This is a genomic window from Nocardia neocaledoniensis, assembly GCF_003182135.1.
Lineage (GTDB): Bacteria > Actinomycetota > Actinomycetes > Mycobacteriales > Mycobacteriaceae > Nocardia > Nocardia neocaledoniensis.
In genome coordinates this window covers 410,383-433,063 of record NZ_QGTL01000001.1, presented here as the reverse complement: position 1 = coordinate 433,063, position 22,681 = coordinate 410,383, and the positions used below count along the sequence as shown (strand labels likewise).

Genomic DNA, 22,681 nt, shown 5'->3' with positions numbered 1-22,681 from the left:
ACCGGGGACGGGATGTCCGAGCTCCCGACCGGCGGGCGGGCGGTTGCCGGGTCCAGTGCGCCGGTGGCGCTGCGTGTCGACGACGGACCGGCAACCGCCATCCAAACCTCCGATCGCGCCGCGGGCGCGGCCGGTCAGCCGGCGTCCGTCGTCGGCGGGCCGAAGACGTCGCGACGCCCCGGTGGCAGCCCCGCCGAGCGCTTCAGCTCATCGAGCATCGCCTGCAGCTTGTCGACGTGCGCCCGCTCGATGTCGAAGGCACGATACGTCCCGGTCACCGTGATTCCGGCGGCGTCGGTCGCCGTCGGCGGGGCGGGGTCATTCGACACCCGATCGAACGGGCTGGTCTGCGCGCCGCCCGCCGCGACCGGTGCCCCGAAGTCGGCCGTCCCCGGCTGATCCGCCACCGAGCCCGTGTCGTTCGTGAACGATGGCCCGTCGGCGAGTCCGCGGCTGTCGGATGACGGGGTGTGGCCGGTATACGCGCGCTCGTCCGCTGGGGCCTGGAAACTGGCCGGCGCGGTGTATCCCGAGGGCCCGGCACTGTCCGCCGCGCTGGTGAGCGAGCCCGGAGTGAACCCTGCGGGTGCGCCGGAAAGCCCGGTTCCCTGGCTCGCCGCGGCCTCGGAACGCGTATCAGCCGACGGGTTCCGCGAGGGGGCGGTGAGATCGGCAGACAGCGGGATCCCCGTCGGGGAGGTCTCGCCGAGGGACCCGCGTCCGGTCGACATGTCACCGGTGGACTCGGACCGCGCTGTCATCGAACGGCGCTCAGCCGCTTCGTCCGCCGCGCCGGAACCTGGCGCGCGGTCGCCCACGGAGAACCGCGCCGGTGCCGTGAAGTCGGCGGTGAGGGGCAGCGCGCCGTCGGCGGAGGCGGCGTGATCCGGTGCGGATGTCCGCGAATCCGGGCCGGTCCCGATACCGGAGTTCGCGCCGCGGACGGACTCGAGCGGTCCGCTCCCGGGTTGCGTGAGCTCCACGGTGGCGGAGAAGCCGGACAGTGCGGTGCCGGCGCCGTTGTTCTGGCCGTTGACCAGCGAATCGGCCGGGCCGCGGTCGGCCGCACGGGTGTCGGCAGGCACGGTGGAGTCCGCGGCCTGAGGGAAAGCGGAGTTGCGCTCCGGCGAACCGACGGTCGACGCCGTGATCCCCGTGGGGACCGGGGGCGCGGCCGGGTCCGTGATCTCGGCGGGCGTCGGCCGGGTCTTCGGCACGGAGAGCCGTGCCGGGGGTGCCGCGGGCGATGCGGTGGAGGGGGCCGAGGGTAGCTGGCTGCGTGCGTCCCCGCCGGTGAAGCCGTTGCGGTCGTGGCCGTTCCGGACCGGAGGTGTGGCGGTCAGGGTGTCGTCGTCGGCGAACGTCCAGTGGATGCCATTGGCGGAGCCACCCGGCCCGAGCTCCGTGCCCCGCGTTTCGGCTGGTCCGTGCGCATGGCCGTTCACCCGCTGTGCCGGCCCACCAGCCTGCGCGGAGCTGTGAGCTGACGCCTCAGTTCTCCGATCGGGCGAACCGGCCGACCGAGGCGACGCACCCACCGCCTGTGCGGATCCGCTCATCTGCTGTGCGGGCGCACTCACCAAGCCGTCACCGAGCCCAGCCGATCCGGTCCGGCGCGGTGAGGATTCGGCGTCCGCAGCGATCCTGCCCGCCGGCCTGGCCCGCTCCACCGCGATCTCCGCCGACCGATGCCCACCGGTGCGCCCGTCAGAGTCGGCCTCCGCCGTATCCGGAATCTCGGTGGCCTCGGCCGAGGCAGCAGCGCCGACGGTCTCGGGAACAGCGGCCTCGACCGGCGCAATCGGCCGGTGCCCACCACCGTCGCGCCCGTCGGCGGCAGTTCGCATCTCGCGTGGGGTCGCGGTGTCGCTCGATTCCGCGGGTTCGAGTCCACGGACGGAGTCTCCGAACACGCCGGCCGCGGGCTGCGGGTCGTGCAGCGTGACGCCGCCGACCGTGGTCGTCCCTGCGGTGTCGAAATCGTCAGCGGTCGTCCCCGCGGTCTCGAATCCGACTTGGCGACCGCTGTCCGACTTCGCGGTAGGAAGCGCCGCCTTCTCTGCAGCCGCGACCCCGTTCAGCACCACAGTGCCGTTTGGGCTCGGTTCCTCCGCCACGACCTGGCCGCCGCTCGGGACGCGCTGGGAATGGCCTGTCCCCGCGCCGTTGAGCTCCCGCCCGGCGTCGAGCGCCACGCCGCCCCCCAGCGCGGCGCCGTTTCGGCCCTCCTCCCGCGCACCGTGCGCGGCGGCGCCGTTGCGCCGGGCAGCGCCGTTGCGCCGCTCGGCGGAGGCGGCGTCGCGGGCCGCGCCCATGTCGTGCGCGAGCGTCGTCGACACTCCGCCGGACTCTCCGGACTGCTCGGATCGCGCGTCGCCGCCGGGCGCCGAGAACGGTGACCAGGACCCAGCTTCCGCCGACGAGGCATCCCCGGCGGCTCGCGGAATCGGGGCGACCGTGAGCGGCCATGTCGGATCACCGAGGTGATCGGTGCGCGGGGACCGCCGTTCCAGCGGTGGCCGCGCCGCTTCGTCGGCGTGCTCCGCCTCGGCAGCCGCGCGTTCGGCAGCCTCCCTGACCTCGCGGCGACTCGGGGTGCTGCGCCCCGTGCGCGGCGGCGTGTCACCGCCGTCGAGGGCGTCGAGCCGGGAGCTCAACCGCGAAATGTCCTGTGACGCATGGAATGCCCAGGATTCGAGCCGGTGGATCCTGGTCTTCTCGGGAAGATCGTCGTCGGCGGGGAAGGTCGGCACCTCGTGCTGCACCCGGGCGGCGACGATATCGAGCTTGTCACTGACCTCACGCAGTGCCGCGGCGATACTCGCCAGCATCGACCCGATGGACTCGTCGTGCTCAGCGTGGTTCATGCACACCCTACTTCCCGTGCTCGGCGAGCGTGCCCGCCCCGGCCGCAGCGATCATATCCACCGTCGGCCCGCTCCGTCCGGGCGCGATGGCCGCCGGACGGATTCGGCGACGCGCCGAACCGATTCGTAATCCGGACGAAAAGGACCAGCAACAGGCCGGGTATGTGTATCGAAATGATCAAGATCTCGGCGTCGTTCTGCGACGTTGGCACAATGAAATGGCTTGATATACAAGCGGAGTCGCGTATGTGATGTCGATCACCGATCGGTGACGCACCCGAGCGCGGGTCAAGGGGGCTGGCGGCGTGTCGGCTGCTGCGGGAACCTGGACACACGACGTGGGCGCTGGCACACGTCAGGGTCCCGGGTGAGGGAGTGATGGTGTGAGGACGAAGCGGCGGAGCGACACCAAAGTCGCGTGTGGACGACGGGCGCTGCTGGACGAACTCGGCATCTCCGAGGGCACCCGGCGCGCGGCCCCGGAGCGGACCGGCTACGGCTGCGGCTGCCCCGAATGCGTGGCCAGGCAGTGGAATACACAGCGCCTCGAGCACTGGATCTGTGGTCGTCTCACGGCGGCGGGCGCCGACGAGGCCCAGGTCGACGCCCGCGTCGACGACATCCCCGTCGATGTCTACTGGCGTCGCGGCGAGCGCCGCTGCGTGGTGGAGGTGCGCACCGGCCCGCTCGACATCACCGCCGCGCGCGCCCACCGTGAGCGGCTGCGGGCCGCCGGGATCGACGACGTGCTGTGGGTCTGCCCGCGCGGCTACTGGGTGCCGCTGGTGCCCGCGGTCGGCATCGCCGACTTCGCGCCCGCGTCCGCCGACTACCGCATCGACCAGGGCATGTTGGCGGCGGGGGAGTCCGGGTTCGCGACGGCGTCGCGGGCGAGCTGGGAACTGCGCGATGTCCTCGCGGGCTGGGTGAACGGTGAGATCCACTGGGGACACGTGGATCTGATGACAGGAGGGTGGGCCGAGGTGGGCACCTGGGAACGGCATACCGGGGCGCAGGCCGCCCTGATCGAACAGCAGCGCAAGCAACTGCGCGACCAGCGGGTGGAGCTCGCGGTGTCGCGGCAGACGGTGCGGGACAAGCAGAAGCTGGTCTCCCGCCTGCATCACCGGATCGATCGGGCGGGCGTGAACGCCGACGCCGAGGCCATCACGCTGGCGGGCGTGCGCAGCGAGCTCGTCGCCCAGCAGCGGATCGCGGCCGGTCTGCGGGCGACGATCGCGCGGATGGACCGCACGATCAATCAGTGGCAGTGGCTCACCTGCTGCGCGATGCTGCTGTGCGTGACGCTGATGGCGGGCGCGATGGTGATGCGCTGAGCCGCATCGGCGTTCGTTCCCACCGCCAGTCGTTGCGCAACACCAGCCCGGCCAGATCGAGCAGCTCGAGACCGGTCTCGGCGCGCAGCGCGTCGAGACCGCGGCGGTCGTAGGGGCCGTGCGCCAGCTCGGCCGTGAGGCGCGCCTCGACGGCGGGATCGGTCGGGCGGGCGCGCAGCGCGGCTTCGTCGAGGGCGCTGCCGGTCCAGACGTGCCAGCCCCAGCCGTTGGCGTGGGCGTGGGCGCGGCCGAGCTCGCACTGGACTCGGGTGTGGTGGAAGGCGATCCGGCCCAGCGGGACGACGTCGATCAGCGCGATCCGCCCGTCGGTGAATTGCGCGGCGACGGCCGGATAGTGCACCTGGTCCTGCTCGCCGAACCGGTAGGTGAGCGCGGCCGGTTCCTCCTGGAAGGCGGTCACCCTCGGATCGGCGTCGAGGCTGCGCAGGAGGCGGGCGGTGAGCGCGGAGTCGTAGGCCACGTCGCGGCCGATCGAGGCCAGATAGAACCGGCCGCGGCCGTCGTCGTCGCCGTCGGCCACCCGGGCAGAGGCGGTGGGCAGCGGTGCGGACGGGCCGCTGCCCCAGCCGATGCCGTCGAGCAGCGCGTGGAGGTCGTCGGTCTCGTCCAGCGGTTGTAGTTTGGCCAGGATGCTGGCGGTTTTCTTCTGCCACCCCAGGATTCGCTGCATCACGTACCCGGCGACCCGCTTGGCATCGGTCTGGTCGTGCCCGGCCAGGCGCAGCTTGAGGTAGGACCACTCCATCGCCACGAGATCGGTGTCGGTGGCGTAGGTCTCGGCGAGCAACGCCCGGACCAGCCGCAGATCGCCGTGTTCGCGCGGGTAGCGGCGGGCGAACACCGCGGCGCTGCGATGCCCGGAGCGGGCGGCTTCGCGCAGGAGCTGGCCCACGGCCTTGGCGTAGAGCTGACGGACCCGGTCGCGGGCCAGGTCGTAGCGGGCACCGATGCGGGTGAGGGTTTCCGGGCGCTGCCCGCCGATGCCCAGCCGCAGGGCGATGATCCTGGCGTCCCTGGCGGCGCGCTCGGCATGCTCGACCAGCAGTTCGGCGACCAGTTCGTCGAGCTCCTCCAGCTCGAAGGACACCTCGGCGGCGATGTCGTGGTCGAGTTCGCGCCCGCTCCCGGCTCTCACTGGCCATCCTCCCGCTCGGCTCGCTGTGTCGGGTCAGCGTAGCCGGGGCCACCGACACCGCCCGTTCAGATCGCGGTGATGTATTCGCCGTAGAACAGGCACAATCCGATCGCCGACGCGATGCCCGCGAGCACCCAGAACCGGATGATCACCGCGGTCTCCGGCCAGTTGTTGAGTTCGAAGTGATGGTGGAACGGCGCCATCCGGAACAGCCGGGTGTGCGTCGTGCGGAACACCACGATCTGCAGCAGCACCGACAGGATCTCCGCGACGAACAGCGCGCCCAGCACCACCGCGAGCAGTTCGGTGCGGCTGGTGATCGACAGCCCCGCCACCAGCCCGCCGAGCCCGAGCGACCCGGTGTCGCCCATGAAGATCTTGGCCGGCGCCGCGTTCCACCACAGGAAGCCGATGCACGCGCCCGCTGCCGCGGCACTGACCACCGCGAGATCGAGCGGGTCGCGCACGTTGTAGCAGCCGCGGCCCGGGTCGAGCTCGCACGAGTTCTCGAACTGCCACAGTGTGATCACCACGTACGCGCCGAGGGTCAGGCTCATCGAACCGGCGGCCAGCCCGTCCAGGCCGTCGGTGATGTTGACCGCGTTCGACCACGCCACCACCAGCAGGCAGATGAACGCGACGAAGATCAGCGAGGTGAAGGCGATGGTGTTGATGTCACGGACATAGGAGAGGTTGTTGCTCGCCGGGGTGAGGCCGGTGGCGCCGGGGAAGCGCACCACCAGCACGGCGAACACCACGGCCGCTCCGATCTGACCCAGGTACTTGCCCGCCGCCGTCAACCCCAGGTTGCGGTGTTTGCGCAGCTTGATGGAGTCGTCGAGGAATCCGACCATGCCGAGCGCCGAGGCCAGCAGCAGCACGAGGATGCCGGAGGCGCTGGGTCCGGGCGCGTCCCAGAGCAGCCCGATCAGATGCGAGCCGAGAAAGCCCACCCATACGCCCGCGCCGATCGCGAGTCCGCCCATCGTCGGGGTGCCGCGTCTGGTCTGGTGACTGGCGGGTCCGTCGATCCGGATCTCCTGCCCGAACCCGCGCCGGGCGAACACCCGGATGAGTACCGGGGTGAGGGTGATGGTCACGAACAGGGCGATCCCCGCCGACAACAGGATCTGCCTCAACTGCTCGCCTCTCCCTGCCGCCGTCCACCGCGCCACCACCGGCCGGGCGACGCCGAGTGCCGATCCTAGGGGAGTGCGGTCCCGGTCCGGCAAAGGAGTGACCTGGGTTACATCGGGCGACCTGCCCCGGAACAGCAAGAAGGCCCCGGTCGAAACCGGGGCCTTCTTGTGGTGCGCGATACTGGGATTGAACCAGTGACCTCTTCCGTGTCAGGGAAGCGCTCTCCCGCTGAGCTAATCGCGCGAGGTGGAGACGGGAATCGAACCCGTGTGCACGGCTTTGCAGGCCGTTGCCTCACCACTCGGCCACTCCACCGCGCAAAGGAGGATGGCATAATGCCTAACCTACCTCTCGAGCGGATGACGGGATTCGAACCCGCGACCCTCACCTTGGCAAGGTGATGCGCTACCAGCTGCGCTACATCCGCATTCACACTCCGGAGTGGCCGGCCTGGCGGCTGGCTGCTCTCCGTGGTGCGAGAGAAACATTAGCCGACGGTCGGCGCAGACTACAAATCGGCTGGTAGATGGGCCTAAATGTGAATTACAGGCCTGTTGTTCGCCCCTCCGGTCGACCATCCGGTGTCGAGAACGTGAACCCGCGCCGACGCATCGTCTCCGCCGAGCCCCCGCGCGGCCCGAACCTCCCGTTCACGAGGCGATTTGGTGTCACCAGGGTGCACCGTGCTAATGTTCCATCTCGTTCGAGAGGCGCCCCCGAAGCCCCTCGCGCACAGTTCGGTCCCATAGCTCAGCGGGAGAGCGTCCGCCTCACACGCGGAAGGTCGCTGGTTCGAAACCAGCTGGGACCACCACCGAAAAGCAGGCCATGATCATGGCCTGCTTTTCGCGTTGGTGGAGTCTTTCAGGCCGAGTACCGGTAGGTCGAGTAGGTCAGATAGCCGTCGTCTCCGCCCTGGTAGTAGGTCGATTCGTCGTCGGGCGCGAGTGGTAGGTGGTTGCGCAGGCGTTCGACGAGGTCGGGGTTGGCCAGGAAGGCGCGGCCGAAGCTGATGAGGTCGGCGCCGAGTCCGAGCCAGTGTTCGGCCTCTGCCAGGCCGGTCTGTTTCGGTCCCATCGGCAGGACCGGGTTCATGATGAGGGTGCCCGGCCACGCGCGCCGCAACTCCAGCAGGACCTCCTCCTCGGCAGTCGCCTCGAGGTGGATGTAGGCGGGTTCGAGCCGGACGAGCTCGGTGAGCAGTTCCCGGTAGAGCGCGGTCACCTCGGTTTCCTCGACGCCCCAGAACACTCCGCCGGGGGACAGGCGGATGCCGGTCCTGGACGCGCCGATCGCGTCCACGGTGGCGGCGACCGCCTCGACGGCGAACCGGACGCGGTTGCGGACCGGACCGCCGTACCGGTCGGTGCGCAGATTGGCGTTGCTGGAGAGGAACTGCGAGATGAGATATCCATTGGCCCCGTGCAATTCGACCCCGTCGAAGCCGGCGTCGACGGCCCGGCGCGCGGCCACGGCATAAGAATCGATCTGTTCGGGGATCTCGGTGAGATCGAGCGCGCGCGGGACCGGGGTGGGCTGCGGGCCGGTAGGGGTGAACACCTCGCCGGTGGCGGGGACCGCGGACGGGCCCACCGGCCGCAGTCCGGTGGTGTCGGGGTGGGAGACCCGGCCGCCGTGCATGATCTGGGCGAAGAGGCGCCCGCCGTTGACGTGCACCGCATCGGTCACCTGCCGCCACGCCGCGACCTGCGCGTCGGTGTGCAGCCCCGGTGTGCCCGGGTTCGAGCGCCCGACCGCGTTCGGGTGGGTGCCCTCGCCCACGATCAATCCCGCGCTCGCCCGCTGGGCGTAGTAGCTGGCCATCGACGGTGTCGCCAGGCCGTCCGCGGTGGCACGCACCCGGCTCATCGGCGCCATCACCACGCGGTTGGGTAGTACCAGGTCACCGAGCCGTGCGGGCTCGAAGAGGGAGGTCATATCGCTTCTCCAGTAGTCCGGGTCGCCGTGCGTCGACGACGCGATCTACGCTAAAAGCTGACATGGATGTGAGAGGCAACCGTCTGTGTCGTGGATCACGAGGAGGTGGCTGTGCGGATCGGTGAGTTGTCCACACGGACCGGGGCGAGCGTCCGATCGCTGCGCTACTACGAGGAACAGGGCCTGCTGACCAGTGCCCGAAGCTCCAGCGGGCAACGGCATTACACCGCCGACCACGTCGACCGCGTACACCTGCTGCGCCGCCTGTACGCGGCGGGCCTGTCGAGTCGCACGATCCTCCAGCTGGTGGTCTGTGTCGACGCGCCCAGCGAGGAGAATTCGGACGCCGCCTACGAGCGGATGGGGCACGAACGCGACCGGCTGACCGAACACATCGCCGAATTGGCCCGCGCCCGCGACGCTCTCGACGAACTCATGGACGTCAACCGAGCTCACCACGCGCGCGTGACCGCGGAGTCCAGGGCGGACGCGGTGATGCGCGCCCGCTGCGACGCTACCCGCCTGGCCGAAACCGGCTGAGCCACACCGTGGTGCCCTGCTGCGTGGAAGCGCGGGTGGGCGTCACTTCGAAGCGTCGCCAGACCGTGAAGCGGAGTCGGTGGTTGTCGGGTGGCGTGGTGTTGTGCATACTGGGCGACATGACTTCCAGTCGAAAGGGCGTCGAGCGCCCAGGCCGTTGAGCCGCACGCCGGTCCTCGCACCGGCTTCCTCGCTCGATCGAGCGGAATTCCTGACTGCTTCGCCGCGTGTCCGCGCGTCCACCACCTGTCGTGACGATGCCCGGCTGCGCCTGTGGGCGCGGGTGCGTGATTTCGCCGTGCCGTGGTCGATGATCGAAACTGCCACTGCCAGAAGGCGAGTCGGCGATTGGGTCGGTGCCTGTGCCGCGGCCGGGGTGGATGTCGACCTCGACCTGCGCGCCGTGGCGCGGACGCACGGCCGTGACCTGGCGGCGCGCGTGCGCGACGATCTGCGGCATCTGGCGCCGGATCTGCTGCGCTGGCATCTGCCCCGGGTGGCGCCCGACGGCCTGGTGCGGCCGGGCCTCACGATCTCGCTGGCCAGGTACGGCGGAAGCTGTTCGGAGCGAACGGAACCCGTCCACCTGGTGGTGCGGACCGCGCCCGCGTGGGCGGACGCCGGACAGCGGATCGCGCTGACGTTGTGGGACGGGACCAACCCGGGTCTGCACCCGCATCCCCGCCCGGATCGGCGGTATCGGCTCGATCTGCACCGTCACCTGTGGGACGCGCGCCGCGCCCCTGAGCTGCGAAGCCGTTGCGGCACAGGCTGTTGCGACGAGGAGTGGACGGCGTCGGTGCCGGACGGCTGCGCTGTCGACCGCTGGGCCGCCGAAGCGGAGATCCTGCTGCGCGCCGAGCGGCGCACCGGCCCGTTCCTGGTCCGGCTCGGTGGACGGCACCGCGTGGTGCTCGAACACCACGGTGGGGGACTGCGGCGCGCGACGAACCATCCGCGCGCCGAAACCTCCGCGCTCCCGGTGCTTCCGGACGCCGCGACCCGCGTTCTTCCCGACCTGGCACTGCTCGGATCGGGTGCGATCACCCTGGACCGGCTGCATCCGCTGGTCGCCGAGGCGCTCGAACCCGGCTACACCAGGGCTGGACGCCCTCGTGACGACCAGGCGAACGGGCAGCAGACCGTGGTGGTCTGCCGGGGCGAGCGCCACCGTATCGGCCTGGTAGACGGGGTGCTGTCCGCGCTGGACCACGACCCGGCCGAGCTCCGGCGGGAGGAGCTGCTGGTCGCGTTGACCGGTACGCCGCTGCCGTGTCTGCGGGTCATCGACGCGGCGCACCGGCACCCGTACTGGCTCACGGGCGTCCGCGAGCGACTCGACCACGGCGACACCGCGGGCGCGCTGGCCGTGGTCGAAGGCCTGCTCGGGACGGAAGCGGTCCTGCGCGACGGACCCCTGCGCGACGCGCTCGAGTCCAGCGCGCGCCGCCGCGTCACCTACGGCCTGTTCCGCGCCGGCCTCCCCGCCCCCGGCCGCGCGGCTCCACCGCAACGGCGTCGCCGCGGCGACCGTCGCACACGACCACGCCACGCGTCGGAGCGCTGACGCTGGGTCGCACCGGGCGCACCGCATTGCGGCGAGCTCTGTGCCTCCGAAGCAGCGGCGGACGTCGCACGCGGCCGCTCCACGCGTCGGAGCGCTGACGCCGGGGCGACTGGGCGCACCGCACCGCATCGAGCTCCGTGCGCTCCATCGCAACGGCGTCGACGCGGCGACTGTTTCGAGCGGCCGCGCCATCCGTCGGAGCGCAGACGCTGGGCTGCGCTGCACGCACCGCTCAGCGGCGAGCTGCGCTCCACCGCAACGGCGCCGACGTGGCGACTATTGCACGCCGCGCCACGCGTCGGGGCGCTGACGCGCCGCACCGGACGTACCGCACTGCGGTCAGCCGCGTGTCCGCGGCAACCGTGGTCGGGCGGTTGCTGCGAGCCACATGGTGGCCGGAGCCGCACCGCCACCGACTCGCTCGTGGACCTGAGCACTCTGATTTCCGGCCCGCGCGTAGCCGCTTCCGTCTCCGACTCTCCCACCTCTCTCCCACTGAAACCCCACAACCCCAAGGTGATTGACACATGAACGCACACACCCCCGCCCCCGCCGGCCAGCTCCGCATCGCCGACGAACTGCTCACCCTGCTCGCCGAGGTCCGCACCGAACCGCGCGCCGACACCCGGCTCGACGCCTTGACCCTCGCGGTCGCCGCCGACCTGCCGGTGCTGTTGTGGGGCGAGCCGGGCATCGGTAAGACCGCCGCGCTCACCCAGCTCGCCGAGTCGCTCGACCTGCCGCTCACGACCGTGATCGCGAGTGTCCATGAGCCGTCGGACTTCTCGGGGCTGCCTATCATCGGTGACGATCCCGCGGCCAACGGTGTCCCCATGGCGCCGCCGGACTGGGCGGTGCGCCTGGTGCGGGCCGGGCGCGGGCTGCTGTTCCTCGACGAGCTGTCCACCGCACCGCCGGCGGTCCAGGCCGCGTTGCTGCGCCTGGTTCTGGAACGGCGGGTCGGCGCGCTGCGCCTGCCGCCGGGCGTGCGCATCATCGCCGCCGCCAACCCGCGCTCGTCCGCGGCCGACGGCTGGGAACTGAGCGCCCCGCTGGCGAACCGCTTCGTGCACCTGCCCTGGGCCCACGATCACGATGTGGTCGTGCGCGGGCTCGGCGGCACCTGGCCGCGCGCGACCCTGCCCCGGCTGGATCAGGAAAAGCTCGGGGAGTCAGTCGTTTTCGCGCGTCGCGCGGTGTGCGGGCTGCTAGCGGCCCGGCCCAAGCTCGTGCACCAGATGCCGACCAGCGAGACCCGCAGGGGCGGGGCGTGGGCGTCACCGCGCAGCTGGGACATGACCGTGCGGCTGGTCGCCTTCGCCACCGCGGCCGGTGCGAGCCGGGACGTGCTGTCGCTGCTGGTCCGCGGCGCGGTCGGCGACGGCCCCGGCTTCGAACTGCTCACCAGCATCGACCGGATGGACCTGCCCGACCCCGAGGACGTCCTCGCCGACCCGGCCGGTGCGGACCTGCCCGAACGCGGTGACCTGCGCCAAGCCGTGCTCGACGGTGTCGTGGCCGCGGTGCGCAAGCGTCCGGACCGGTCCCGCTGGAACGCGGCCTGGCGGGTGCTCGTCCGGGCCGTCGAGACCGGGCCGCCGGACCTGGTGGTCGTCCCGGCGACGACGCTGGCGACCCTGCGCCGCGACGACTGGGTGGTGCCCGCCGCGATCGAACAGCTCGCCGGGGTGGTGGCCGTCTCCCGGTCCGCCGACGACGCCGCCCGGGTCGGGGCGGGGGTGGGCCGGTGATCGAACTCGACCTCGAACGCCTCTACGCCGCCCGGCTGCACGCGGTCCGGGCCAGGCCGTACCTGGCGAGCGCCCTGTACGCGCTGCACATCGTCGAATCCCACCGGGTGCCGACGATGGGTGTCGACCGCCACTGGCGCTGCTACGTCTCGCCCGCCTATGTGGCGCGAAAGACCGTGGCGGAACTGGCTTCCGTTCTGGTGCACGAGGTGTCGCATCTGCTGCGCGATCACCACGGCCGCAGCGACCGGTACGCCCGCGCGCACGACCTCACCGGCCGGGCCGAACGACTGCGGATGAACATCGCCGCCGACGCCGAGATCAACGACGACGTGTTCGGTGACGGCCTGGTGGTGCCCGAGGGCATCGTCACCCCGGCGCTGCTGCGTCTCGACGCCGGCAAGTTGATGGAGGACTACCTGCGCGAGTTCACTCTCGGCCACCTCACCCAGGACTTCGCCTGGCTCGACTGCGGCAGCGGCGCCGACGGCATGGACCGAGAGTGGGACCTCGGCCCCGACGGGGCCGACGGCCTCAGCGAACAGGAGTGCGAGGCGGTGAGATTCCGGGTGGCCCAGGGCATCAGCGGCCGGCGCGGCGACGCGCCGAAGAGCTGGCGGCGCTGGGCCGAGGACACCCTGCACCCGCCGCAGCCGTGGCGCGACCTGCTCGGCGCGGCCATCCGGTCGGCCGCGGCCAGCTCTGGCCGCGGCGCCGACTACACCTACGGCCGTCCGGCCCGGCGCTCGGCCGCCCTGCCCGGCACGGTCCTGCCGAGCCTGCGCCGCAACCCGCCACGGGTCAGCGTGGTCATCGACACCTCGGCCTCGGTCAGCGACACCGAATTGGGCAGCGCCCTGCTGGAAGTGGCGGCCATCTCGCGCGCGGTCGGCGGCCGACGTGACCTGCTGTCGGTCCTGTCCTGCGACGCCGCGGCGCAGGTCGCCTACCCGCTGTGCCGGGCCGAGCAGATCCCCCTGATCGGTGGCGGCGGCACCGATCTGCGCGCCGGCTTCACCAAGGCCCTGCGCACGCGGCCCGACGTGATCGTGGCACTGACCGACGGCTATACGCCCTGGCCGAACCGGCCGCCCTGTCGCACCGTGGTCGGGCTGTTCCGCCGCGCGGACCATGGCGACGAGGACGACCCGAATCACGTCCCGCGCACGCCGCCCGCCTGGGCGCGCGTGGTCGACATCGGCTGAGGCCTACGCCCCGGCGACCTGCCGCCGGGCCCGCAGCCGCGGCGCCGCCAGCATCGCCAGGCCGGAGAACAGGAGCCCGGCCAGCGGAATCAGCGGCAGGTAGGACACCCAGACGATCGGCTCGGGCAGCGACAGCGCCACGACCGTCGCCAGCACGGTGACCAGGAAGACGATCCCCGACCAGCGATGCACCAGGCGGACGCGCCCGGCGCCGGTGGCGGGTGTCGCACGCCCGCGGCGGAAGACCTGCACCAGCATGACCAGCCCCGACAGGGCCAGCGCCGCCAGCGGGATCAGCGGCAGGTAGGAGAACCACTGCGGTCCGCTCAGCGCCAGCGCGAGCACGGTGACGACCAGGATCGCGGTGAAGACGATCGCCGACCAGCGATGCGTCGGTCGAACCCAGGAGGTGTTCATCGAGAGACCCTTTCGTGTATTCCGTCGAGGACAATGTTTCCTGCGGGCCGCGGGCCCGCGCTTCTCGATTCCTGACCGTTCCGGTGTCCGTCCACCCTGACGTATTGCGTGTGGTGCACGTCACGGTTGGATCGCGATTCGCCCCATTCGCCTCGAGGACTTTCCCAAGGCTTGGGTAGTTCTTTACTATTGACGCGACCCTGTGTCCTGGGTCAGATCTCGCAGCTCAGCATCAATTGCCAGTGCATGTTCGACCGATGAACCGGGCGCCGACGCGGCCCCGGCGAAGGAGAATGATGACCGACAATGATCCGGGCCCATCGCTGAAATCTGTTCTCCAGCACGATCTTCCAGCATCCGTTGTGGTCTTTCTGGTCGCGTTGCCGTTGTCGCTCGGTGTCGCGCTGGCGTCGGGGGCGCCGGTCGTCGCCGGGTTGATCGCCGCGGCCGTCGGGGGAGTGGTGGCCGGATTACTCGGGGGTTCGGCGATCCAGGTGAGCGGGCCGACCGCCAGTCTCGCCGTCGTCGTGGCCGGGGCGGTGCAGCAATTCGGCTGGGCCACCATGTGTTTCATCACCATCGGAGCGGGACTGCTGCAGATCCTGTTCGGGCTCAGCCGGATCGCGCGGGCCGCGCTCGGTATCGCCCCGGTGGTCGTGCACGCCATGCTGGCCGGCATCGGCGTGATCATCGCCCTGCAGCAGGTGCATGTGCTCCTCGGCGGTACCACCGTCAGCTCGCCGTGGGCGAGCATCGTCGCGCTGCCGCGCCAGGTGATGTCGGTGCAGAAGGGCGACCTGTTCGTCGGCCTGCTCGTCATCGCGGTGCTGGTCGGCTGGCAGTACCTGCCGCGCCGGGTGCGGGTCGTGCCCGGTCCGCTGGTCGCGGTGGTCGCGGCCACGGGGGTCTCGCTGGTCCTGCCGCTCACGGTCGAACGGGTGCGCCTGGACGGCTCGCTGCTCGACGGCATCGGCCTGCCCGGGCTGCCACACGGTGGGTGGGCGCCGATCGCGCTCACCATGCTCACCGTCGCGCTCATCGCCAGCGTGGAAACCCTGCTGTCGGCGGTCGCGGTCGACAAGATGCGCCCTGGTCAGCGCACCGATTTCGATCGCGAGCTGCTCGGTCAGGGCGCGGCCAACATGGCCTCGGGCGCGCTGGGCGGCCTGCCGATCGCGGCGGTGATCGTGCGCAGCATCACCAACGCCAACGCCGGCGCGCGCAGCAGGGCCGCGACCGTGCTGCACGGCTGCTGGATCCTGGTGTTCGCGATCGCCCTGGTCGGGCTCGTGCGCCAGATCCCGACCGCCGCGCTGGCCGGGCTGCTGGTGCTGATCGGCGTGCAGCTGGTGAAGCTGGCCCACATCAAGCGGGCCCGCCGCACCGGCGACCTCTACGTGTACCTGGTGACCGTGGTCGCGGTGGTGTCGCTGAACCTGTTGCAGGGCATGGTGATCGGCCTCATCGCCTCGTTCGCGCTGCTGCTGTGGCGGGTCGTGAAGTTCACCATCGCGGCGGTGCCGCGCCCGGACGGCACCTGGCTGGTGCGCATCGACGGCACCTGCACCTTCCTGGCCGCGCCCAAACTCACCGGCGAGCTGGCCAAGGTGCCCGCCGGTGTGGACGTGACGGTGGAGCTGAGTGTGGACTTCCTCGACCACGCGGCCTGTGAGCTGCTCTCCGAATGGGCCGACGCTCGCGAAGCCGCCGGTGGCGCAGTCGATTTCGTCGAACTCGGCACCGCGCGGATGGCCCGCGCGCAGGACGGACCACCCGAACACGGCCATGCCCGCAAGGCGGTCGACGAGGCGATCCGGCCGTGGCGGCGCAGCGGCGGCGTCGACCCGATCGCGGCAGGCATCGCGGCCTACCATCGCGGCCACGCGCACCTCATGCGCCCGCACCTGGACGGGCTGCGGCATCGGCCCGACGCCGACACCTTCTTCCTGACCTGCGCCGACGCCCGCGTCGTACCCAACGTCATCACCAGCAGCGGCCCCGGTGACCTGTTCACCGTCCGCAATGTCGGCAACCTCGTCCCGGTCGGTGGGAGCGATGTCTCGGTGGAGGCGGCGCTGATCTACGCCCTGGACAAACTCGACGTGCGCTCGGTGGTGGTCTGTGGGCACAGCGGCTGCGGCGCCATGGAAGCGCTGTACGGGAAGGTGCAGGCCGGGCCGGGGCTCGACGACTGGCTCGCCCACGCTCAGCCCACACTGGCGGCGTTCCAGCAGGGTCACCCGGTCGCCGAGGCGGCGCGGCTGGCCGGGTTCGGTCCGGTCGACCAGCTGGGCATGGTGAACGTGGCGCGGCAGGTGCAGACGCTGGCCGACTATCCAGCGGTGCGCGCGGGCATCGAGGAGCGCGGCGTCGCGGTGTCCGGGCTGTTCTTCGACCTCGCCACCGCCAGGGTGATCGAGGTGACCGTCGACGGGATCACCGAATTCGGTGCTGCCAGAAGCGGAGTCGCGGCCGAGCCGGTGTAGGCGCACTGATGTGTGTCACACCACAGCGGCCCCGCCGTTATGGCGGCACCCACTCTTCTTCCGGCACACTGGCTTTGCCAAGTCTTTACCAATACTGTGGTGACACCTCGACCCGGTCCGCCGTCGCACCGGGATTCGCGTGCTTCATCGCTGGAGAAGCTGTTCCGCGGTCACTCGACCGCACATGACACGTAGATCGTCCATCGACCACGGCTGTGCCGCGTCGCCGAAGGAGAACCATGTCAGTAGCGAACGACCTAGCTCCCCCGCTCCACCCGGCGCCACCGCCGGCACCCGCGCCACCTTCGTACTGGCGCGACACCGTGCTCCGCCATGATCTGCCCGCCTCGATCGTGGTCTTCCTCGTGGCCTTGCCGCTCTCGCTCGGCATCGCCGTCGCCTCCGGCGCGCCGGTCGCCGCGGGCCTGGTCGCCGCCGTGATCGGCGGCATCGTCGTCGGCCTGTTCGGCGGCTCGGTGCTGCAGGTCAGCGGTCCCGCGGCCGGGCTCACCGTCGTCGTCGCCGAATCCATCGCGCAATTCGGCTGGCGCGTCACCTGTTTGATCGTCGTCGGCGCCGGACTGTTACAGATCCTGTTCGGCCTGAGCCGGATCGCGCGCGCCGCACTGGCCGTGGCGCCGGTGGTGGTGCACGCGATGCTCGCCGGCATCGGTATCACCATCGCGCTGCAGCAGATCCATGTGCTGCTCGGCGGGTCCTCGCACAGTTCGGCCTGGCGCAACATCGTCGAGCTGCCCGGTCAGCTGATGTCGCTGCACGGCGGCGGCGTCCTCGTCGGCGCCGTCGTGATCACGGTGATGCTCGGCTGGAAGTACATGCCGCCCAAGCTGCGCGCCGTGCCGGGACCCCTGGTCGCCGTCGTCCTCGGCACCCTGCTGTCGCTGGTCCTGCCCGGCGGTGTGGAGCGGATCGTATTGAGCGGCTCGCTGTTCGACGCGCTGCAACTGCCCGAACTGCCCTCGGGGAACTGGTCGGCGGTCGCCATGATGGTGCTCACCATCGCCCTCATCGCGAGCGTCGAGAGCCTGCTCTCCGCCGTCGCGGTGGACAAGATGCACACCGGACCGCGGACCGGGTTCGACCGCGAGCTCATCGGTCAGGGCTCGGCCAACGTGCTCTCCGGCCTGGTCGGCGGCCTGCCGGTCACCGGCGTCATCGTGCGCAGCGCCACCAATGTGCAGGCAGGTGCGCGCAGCCGGGCCTCGGCTGTCCTGCACGGCTGCTGGATCCTGCTGTTCTCCGTGGCGCTGGTCGGCCTGGTCGAGCAGATCCCGATGGCCGCGCTGGCCGGGCTGCTCATCGTCATCGGCATCCAGCTCGTGAAACTGGCCCACATCCGGCTGGCCCGGCGCACCGGCGACCTGCTGGTGTACGTGGTCACCGTGGGCTCGGTGGTGTTCCTCAACCTGCTCGAGGGCGTGATCATCGGTCTGGCACTGGCTTTCGGTCTGCTGCTGTGGCGGGTCGTGCGCGTGCAGGTCTCGGCCGAACCGCTGCCGGGGGACGCCCGCTGGCTGGTCCGGATCGACGGATCGTGCACCTTCCTCGCCCTGCCGAAGCTGTCGGCCGAGCTGGCGAAGGTCCCCGCGGGCGCCGCGGTGACGGTGGAGATGACGGTCGACTTCCTCGACCACGCCGCGTTCGAAGCCATCGAGTCCTGGCAGCACCAGCAGGAAAGCGGCGGCGGCCGGGTCGATTTCGTGGAGATCGGCAGCGCCAAGATGGCCGACACCCCCGCCGCGCCGCCCGCGCGCGGCTTCGGCCGCGAGACCTGGGACCAGCTGCTCGGCCCGTGGCGGCACCAGAAGTCCGGCAGCGACGCGCTCGCCGCGGGCGTGTCGGCCTTCCACCGCAGCCACGCGCACGTGGTCCGGCCGCACCTGGACGAGCTGCGCGACCGGCAGGACCCGGATTCGTTCTTCCTCACCTGCTCGGACTCGCGGATCGTGCCCAATGTGATCACCTCGAGCGGGCCCGGCGACCTGTTCACCGTCCGCAATGTCGGCAATCTGGTGCCCACCACCGCCGACGATTCCGTCGAGGCCGCCCTGGTCTTCGCGCTGGAGGAACTCGCGGTGCGCTCGGTCGTGGTGTGCGGGCACTCCGCCTGCGGGGCGATGAAAGCCGTGTACACCGGGGCCGAGGGCGAGGGCGGGCTGAGCTCGTGGCTGCGCCACGCCGCCCCCAGCCTGGAGCGGTTCCGCGCCGAGCACCCGGTCGCGCTGGCGGCACGGGCGGCCGGCTTCGACGAGGTCGACCAGCTGAGCATGGTCAACGTCGCCGTGCAGCTCGAGACGCTGCACCGGCATCCGGCCGTGCGCCGGGCGGTCGCCGAGCGCGGGGTGGCGGTGTCGGGATTGTTCTTCGACATCGCCGGCGCACGCGTCATCGAGGTGACCGCCGACAGCGTGCGCACCCTCGACGACCGCGCCGAGGAGCCCGTCACGGCGTGATCCGCGGTGCCGTCGGCTCGTACTCTGGAACGATGACGAGCAAGCCGACCGCCGACCCCACCGACGCCCCGGCGGACTCGACCGCCGGGGCGCCGGGCTTCAAGGAGCGCTGGCGCGCCTTCCGCGCCGGGATCGAACACCGCCCTACCCTGAACCTCGGCTACCGGATCGCCGTCGGCGTGGTCGGTGGGCTGGTATTGCTGGTCGGGATCGTCACGATCCCGTACCCGGGACCCGGCTGGGCGCTGGTGTTCGCCGGATTCGGCATCCTGGCCACCGAGTTCGTCTGGGCTCACCACACCCTCACCTGGGTACGGGGCAAGTACCGGATCGTCATGGACTGGTACACCTCCCGTGGCTGGACGATCCGGATTCTCGGCGCGGTGGCCACCTTCGCCCTCGTCGTCGTGACGCTGTGGCTGCTCGGCACATTTTCGATGGTCGCAGGGTGGATCGGAGTCGATTGGCCATGGTTGCGCAGTCCCCTGATGTCGTGAGCACCGTCCCCGGACGCCTGCTCATCGATCCCGCCTGGATCTCGGCCCGGATCGGTGAGATGAGCCGCGCCTGGGGCACCGACGCGGCCCGCGTCGGCGGCACGCTGTGGTGGTGCATGGTCGCCTCCGCGCTGGTCGACCAGATCACGCGCGCCCACGCGGTGGGCGCACCGGCCCCGGTCGCCGCGCTCGACGAGCTCGACTGCGAGGTCAGGCCCGACGGCGGCGTCGAGCACGTGTGCTTCCGGTCGACCGGCGACACCGAGACCGTGGCCGCCGCGCTGCGCGAGACCCTGAACGCCGTGATCCCCCAGGTGGCCGCCGTGTCCGGGGCGGGCGTGCCCGCGCTGTGGGCCGTCGTCGCCGACGCGATCGGCAACCGGGCGCTCGACGCGGGCGCGGGCGAGGCCGGGTCCCGGCTGGCCGCCGAGGTCGGCGGGCGCCTGCCCGCGCCGCGCTTCGTCACCGTCGGCGAGCGCACCTTCGTCAAGCGGATCTCCTGCTGCCTGGTCTACGAGGTCCCCGGCTGCCAGATGTGCACCAGCTGCCCGAAGCGTCCGGCCGCCGAGCGCGCGGCCCTGCTCGCCGAAGCCTGATCCGCGCGACCGGAAATCGCGCGGTGGCGGGCCGCCAGTAGGATCGTGCACGCGTGGGAAGACCCACGCCCACCGACGTCAAGGAGAGCATTCCCGTGACCACCTCTGCACCCATCAGTCCAGTCGCCCTCGTCCGGGTGCCGGCGGGGACTACCGCGGGCGCGGCGGTGCGGGACGCGGGGCTGCCGACCAAGGGCCCGGACACGATCGTCGTGGTCCGCGACGCCGAGGGCGCGCTGAAGGATCTGTCCTGGATTCCGGAGGTCGACGCCGAGGTCGAGCCGGTCGCCGCGAACACCGAGGACGGTCGCAGCGTGATCCGCCACTCGGCCGCGCACGTGCTGGCCCAGGCCGTGCAGCAGGAGTTCCCCGACGCCAAGCTCGGCATCGGCCCGCCGATCAAGGACGGCTTCTACTACGACTTCCGCGTCGACCGGCCGTTCACCCCCGAGGATCTGGCCAAGCTGGAATCGCGGATGAAGAAGATCGTCAAAGGCGCGCAGCGCTTCTCGCGGCGCGTGGTGGAGATCGACGAGGCACGGGTGGAACTGGCCAAGGAGCCGTTCAAGCTCGAGCTGATCAGCGACAAGTCCGGCATCGACGACCCGGAGATCATGGAGGTCGGCGGCAACGAGCTGACCATCTACGACAACCTGGACCCGCGCACCGGCGAGAAGATCTGGGGCGATCTGTGCCGTGGCCCGCACATCCCCACCACCAAGTTCATCCCCGCCTTCAAGCTGACCCGCAGCTCGGCCGCCTACTGGCGCGGTGACCAGGACCGCGAGGACCTGCAGCGCATCTACGGCACCGCATGGGAGTCCACCGAGGCGATGGAGGAGTACCTGCATCTGCTGGCCGAGGCCGAGCGCCGCGACCACCGCAAGCTGGGGCTCGAACTCGACCTGTTCAGCTTCCCCGACGAGCTCGGCTCGGGTCTGCCGGTGTTCCACCCCAAGGGCGGCATCATCCGCAAGGAGCTCGAGGAGTACTCGCGCAGGCGCCACATCGACGCCGGCTACGAGTTCGTCAACACCCCGCACATCACCAAGGGCCACCTGTTCGAGGTCTCCGGACACCTCGACTGGTACCGCGACGGCATGTTCCCGGCCATGCACCTCGACGCCGAACTCAACGAGGACGGCACCGTGCGCAAGCCCGGCCAGGACTACTACGTCAAGCCGATGAACTGCCCGATGCACAACCTGATCTTCCGTGCGCGCGGCCGCTCCTACCGTGAGCTGCCGCTGCGGCTGTTCGAGTTCGGCTCGGTGTACCGCTACGAGAAGTCCGGCGTGATCCACGGCCTGACCCGCGTGCGCGGCATGACCCAGGACGACGCGCACATCTACTGCACCAAGGAGCAGATGCACGCGGAGCTCACCACCACCCTGCAGTTCGTGCTGTCGCTGCTCAAGGACTACGGCCTCGACGACTTCTACCTCGAGCTCTCCACCAAGGACCCGAAGAAGTTCGTCGGCTCCGACGAGCTGTGGGAAGAGGCCACCGAGACGCTGGCCAAGGTGGCCGAAGCCTCGGGCCTCGACCTGGTGCCCGATCCGGGCGGCGCCGCGTTCTACGGCCCGAAGATCTCCGTGCAGGCCAAGGACGCGCTGGGCCGCACCTGGCAGATGTCGACCATCCAGCTCGACTTCAACCTGCCCGAGCGCTTCGACCTGGAATACACCTCCTCCGACGGCACCAAGCAGCGCCCGGTGATGATCCACCGCGCCCTGTTCGGCTCGATCGAGCGGTTCTTCGGTGTGCTCACCGAGCACTACGCCGGCGCCTTCCCGGCCTGGCTCGCACCGGTGCAGGTCGTCGGCATCCCGGTGGCGGAGAACTTCGCCCCGCACCTGGACGCGGTGATCGAGCGCCTGCGCGACGCGGGCGTGCGCGCCCAGGTCGACCGCAGCGACGACCGGATGCAGAAGAAGATCTTCAACCAGACCGCGCAGAAGGTGCCGTTCATGCTGCTCGCCGGCGCGCGCGACGTGGAGGCGGGCGCGGTGAGCTTCCGCTTCCGCGACGGCAGCCAGGTCAACGGCGTGCCGGTCGACGACGCCGTCGCCACGATCCTGGCCTGGATCGGCAACCGGGAGAACACCTCGCCGACCGCCGACGGGTTCGACGTGGTCTCCGCGGCGGTTCCCTCATGAGCGACAGCTTCGCCCCGGAGGCCGGGTCGATCGTCGACACCGGGGCGGGCCAGCCGGACCGGCTGCAGCGGCTCTGGACGCCGTACCGGATGTCCTACATCACCGGCGAGGTGAAGCCGAAGGACGCCACCGGTCATCCGTTCACCGACATCCCGAAGATGTCGGACGAGGACGGGCTGATCATCGCCCGCGGCGAACTGGTCTACGCGGTGCTCAACTTGTACCCGTACAACCCCGGGCACATGATGGTGGTGCCGTACCGCCGGGTCGCCGACCTGGAGGACCTGACGACCGCGGAGAGCGCGGAGCTGATGGCCTACACCCAGCAGGCCATCCGGGTGATGAAGCGGGTCTCGCGGCCCGCCGGGTTCAACGTCGGGCTCAACCTCGGTGGTGTGGCCGGTGGTTCGCTGGCCGACCACCTGCACCAGCACATCGTGCCGCGCTGGGGCGGGGACGCGAACTTCATCACCGTGGTCGGTGGGGTGAAGGTGATGCCGCAGTTGTTGCGCGAGACGCGTCAGCTGCTGGCGGAGGCGTGGGAGGAATAA

General features: G+C 70.9%; 16 protein-coding genes and 4 tRNA genes. 12 read left to right on the top strand and 8 right to left on the bottom strand.

The features are described 5' to 3' along the window. Nucleotides 1–134: 134 nt before the first annotated feature. Nucleotides 135–2,867, bottom strand: a complete 2,733-nt coding sequence (locus DFR69_RS02025) for a hypothetical protein (protein ID WP_110035663.1) — start codon at nt 2,865–2,867, stop codon at nt 135–137. Nucleotides 2,868–3,250: 383 nt separating this feature from the next. Between DFR69_RS02025 and DFR69_RS02020 the strand changes: the two genes are divergently transcribed. After that, entirely contained in the window at nt 3,251–4,204 is a 954-nt protein-coding gene (locus DFR69_RS02020) for a hypothetical protein (RefSeq protein ID WP_110035662.1), read from the top strand. Here the strand turns inward: DFR69_RS02020 and DFR69_RS02015 are convergent. From DFR69_RS02015 to DFR69_RS01995, 5 genes are all read right to left on the bottom strand, one after another. Beyond that, a complete protein-coding gene (locus DFR69_RS02015; protein ID WP_110035661.1) occupies nt 4,143–5,360 on the bottom strand; it encodes a sigma-70 family RNA polymerase sigma factor in 1,218 nt (405 codons plus the stop codon). The two genes, DFR69_RS02020 and DFR69_RS02015, sit on opposite strands and share 62 nt — an antisense overlap. Nucleotides 5,361–5,425: 65 nt before the next feature. Next, a complete protein-coding gene (gene mraY / locus DFR69_RS02010) occupies nt 5,426–6,499 on the bottom strand; it encodes a phospho-N-acetylmuramoyl-pentapeptide-transferase (RefSeq protein ID WP_110035660.1) in 1,074 nt (357 codons plus the stop codon). 169 nt (nt 6,500–6,668) lie between these two features. Then, nucleotides 6,669–6,743, bottom strand: a tRNA-Val gene (locus DFR69_RS02005). A 1-nt stretch (nt 6,744) separates the two neighbouring features. Further along, nucleotides 6,745–6,815: transfer RNA gene (locus tag DFR69_RS02000), tRNA-Cys, on the bottom strand. Nucleotides 6,816–6,854: 39 nt separating this feature from the next. Then, a tRNA-Gly gene (locus DFR69_RS01995) sits at nt 6,855–6,927 on the bottom strand. Nucleotides 6,928–7,239: 312 nt separating this feature from the next. Between DFR69_RS01995 and DFR69_RS01990 the strand changes: the two genes are divergently transcribed. Next, nucleotides 7,240–7,314: transfer RNA gene (locus DFR69_RS01990), tRNA-Val, on the top strand. A 50-nt stretch (nt 7,315–7,364) separates the two neighbouring features. Here DFR69_RS01990 and DFR69_RS01985 read toward each other — a convergent pair. Further along, nucleotides 7,365–8,438, bottom strand: a complete 1,074-nt coding sequence (locus tag DFR69_RS01985) for an alkene reductase (protein ID WP_110035659.1) — start codon at nt 8,436–8,438, stop codon at nt 7,365–7,367. 90 nt (nt 8,439–8,528) lie between these two features. Between DFR69_RS01985 and DFR69_RS01980 the strand changes: the two genes are divergently transcribed. From DFR69_RS01980 to DFR69_RS01965, 4 genes are all read left to right on the top strand, one after another. Next, complete coding sequence (locus tag DFR69_RS01980) at nt 8,529–8,978, top strand: MerR family transcriptional regulator (protein ID WP_244198037.1); 450 nt, start codon at nt 8,529–8,531, stop codon at nt 8,976–8,978. A 283-nt stretch (nt 8,979–9,261) separates the two neighbouring features. Beyond that, nucleotides 9,262–10,545, top strand: a complete 1,284-nt coding sequence (locus tag DFR69_RS01975; RefSeq protein ID WP_110036086.1) for a hypothetical protein — start codon at nt 9,262–9,264, stop codon at nt 10,543–10,545. A gap of 527 nt (nt 10,546–11,072) precedes the next feature. Then, a complete protein-coding gene (locus tag DFR69_RS01970) occupies nt 11,073–12,296 on the top strand; it encodes an AAA family ATPase (protein WP_110035658.1) in 1,224 nt (407 codons plus the stop codon). Further along, nucleotides 12,293–13,501 (top strand): vWA domain-containing protein, encoded by a 1,209-nt coding sequence (locus tag DFR69_RS01965; RefSeq protein WP_186817529.1) that lies wholly within the window; start codon nt 12,293–12,295, stop codon nt 13,499–13,501. Before DFR69_RS01970 ends, DFR69_RS01965 begins: the two co-directional genes overlap by 4 nt. 3 nt (nt 13,502–13,504) lie before the next feature. Here DFR69_RS01965 and DFR69_RS34740 read toward each other — a convergent pair whose 3' ends face one another. Then, complete coding sequence (locus DFR69_RS34740; protein ID WP_208643887.1) at nt 13,505–13,918, bottom strand: hypothetical protein; 414 nt, start codon at nt 13,916–13,918, stop codon at nt 13,505–13,507. A 293-nt stretch (nt 13,919–14,211) separates the two neighbouring features. Here DFR69_RS34740 and DFR69_RS01955 point away from each other — a divergent pair, with 293 nt between their 5' ends. The 6 genes from DFR69_RS01955 (at nt 14,212) to DFR69_RS01930 (ending at nt 22,681) form a co-directional block, all read left to right on the top strand. After that, nucleotides 14,212–16,404 (top strand): SulP family inorganic anion transporter, encoded by a 2,193-nt coding sequence (locus tag DFR69_RS01955; RefSeq protein ID WP_110035656.1) that lies wholly within the window; start codon nt 14,212–14,214, stop codon nt 16,402–16,404. Nucleotides 16,405–16,643: 239 nt separating this feature from the next. Then, the gene (locus tag DFR69_RS01950) at nt 16,644–18,878 is read left to right on the top strand and encodes a SulP family inorganic anion transporter (RefSeq protein WP_110035655.1); all 2,235 of its coding nucleotides are present in this window, start codon (nt 16,644–16,646) and stop codon (nt 18,876–18,878) included. Between the two features lie 32 nt (nt 18,879–18,910). Further along, nucleotides 18,911–19,375 carry a TIGR02611 family protein gene (locus DFR69_RS01945; RefSeq protein ID WP_110036084.1) on the top strand — a complete coding sequence of 155 codons (465 nt, stop codon included), beginning with the start codon at nt 18,911–18,913 and terminating at the stop codon, nt 19,373–19,375. After that, nucleotides 19,372–19,971, top strand: coding sequence for a (2Fe-2S)-binding protein (locus DFR69_RS01940; RefSeq protein ID WP_110035654.1), 600 nt, complete (start codon nt 19,372–19,374; stop codon nt 19,969–19,971). Before DFR69_RS01945 ends, DFR69_RS01940 begins: the two co-directional genes overlap by 4 nt. 95 nt (nt 19,972–20,066) lie before the next feature. Next, complete coding sequence (gene thrS / locus DFR69_RS01935; protein ID WP_110035653.1) at nt 20,067–22,130, top strand: threonine--tRNA ligase; 2,064 nt, start codon at nt 20,067–20,069, stop codon at nt 22,128–22,130. Next, entirely contained in the window at nt 22,127–22,681 is a 555-nt protein-coding gene (locus DFR69_RS01930) for an ATP adenylyltransferase (protein WP_110035652.1), read from the top strand. The genes thrS and DFR69_RS01930 overlap by 4 nt, the downstream gene beginning before the upstream one ends.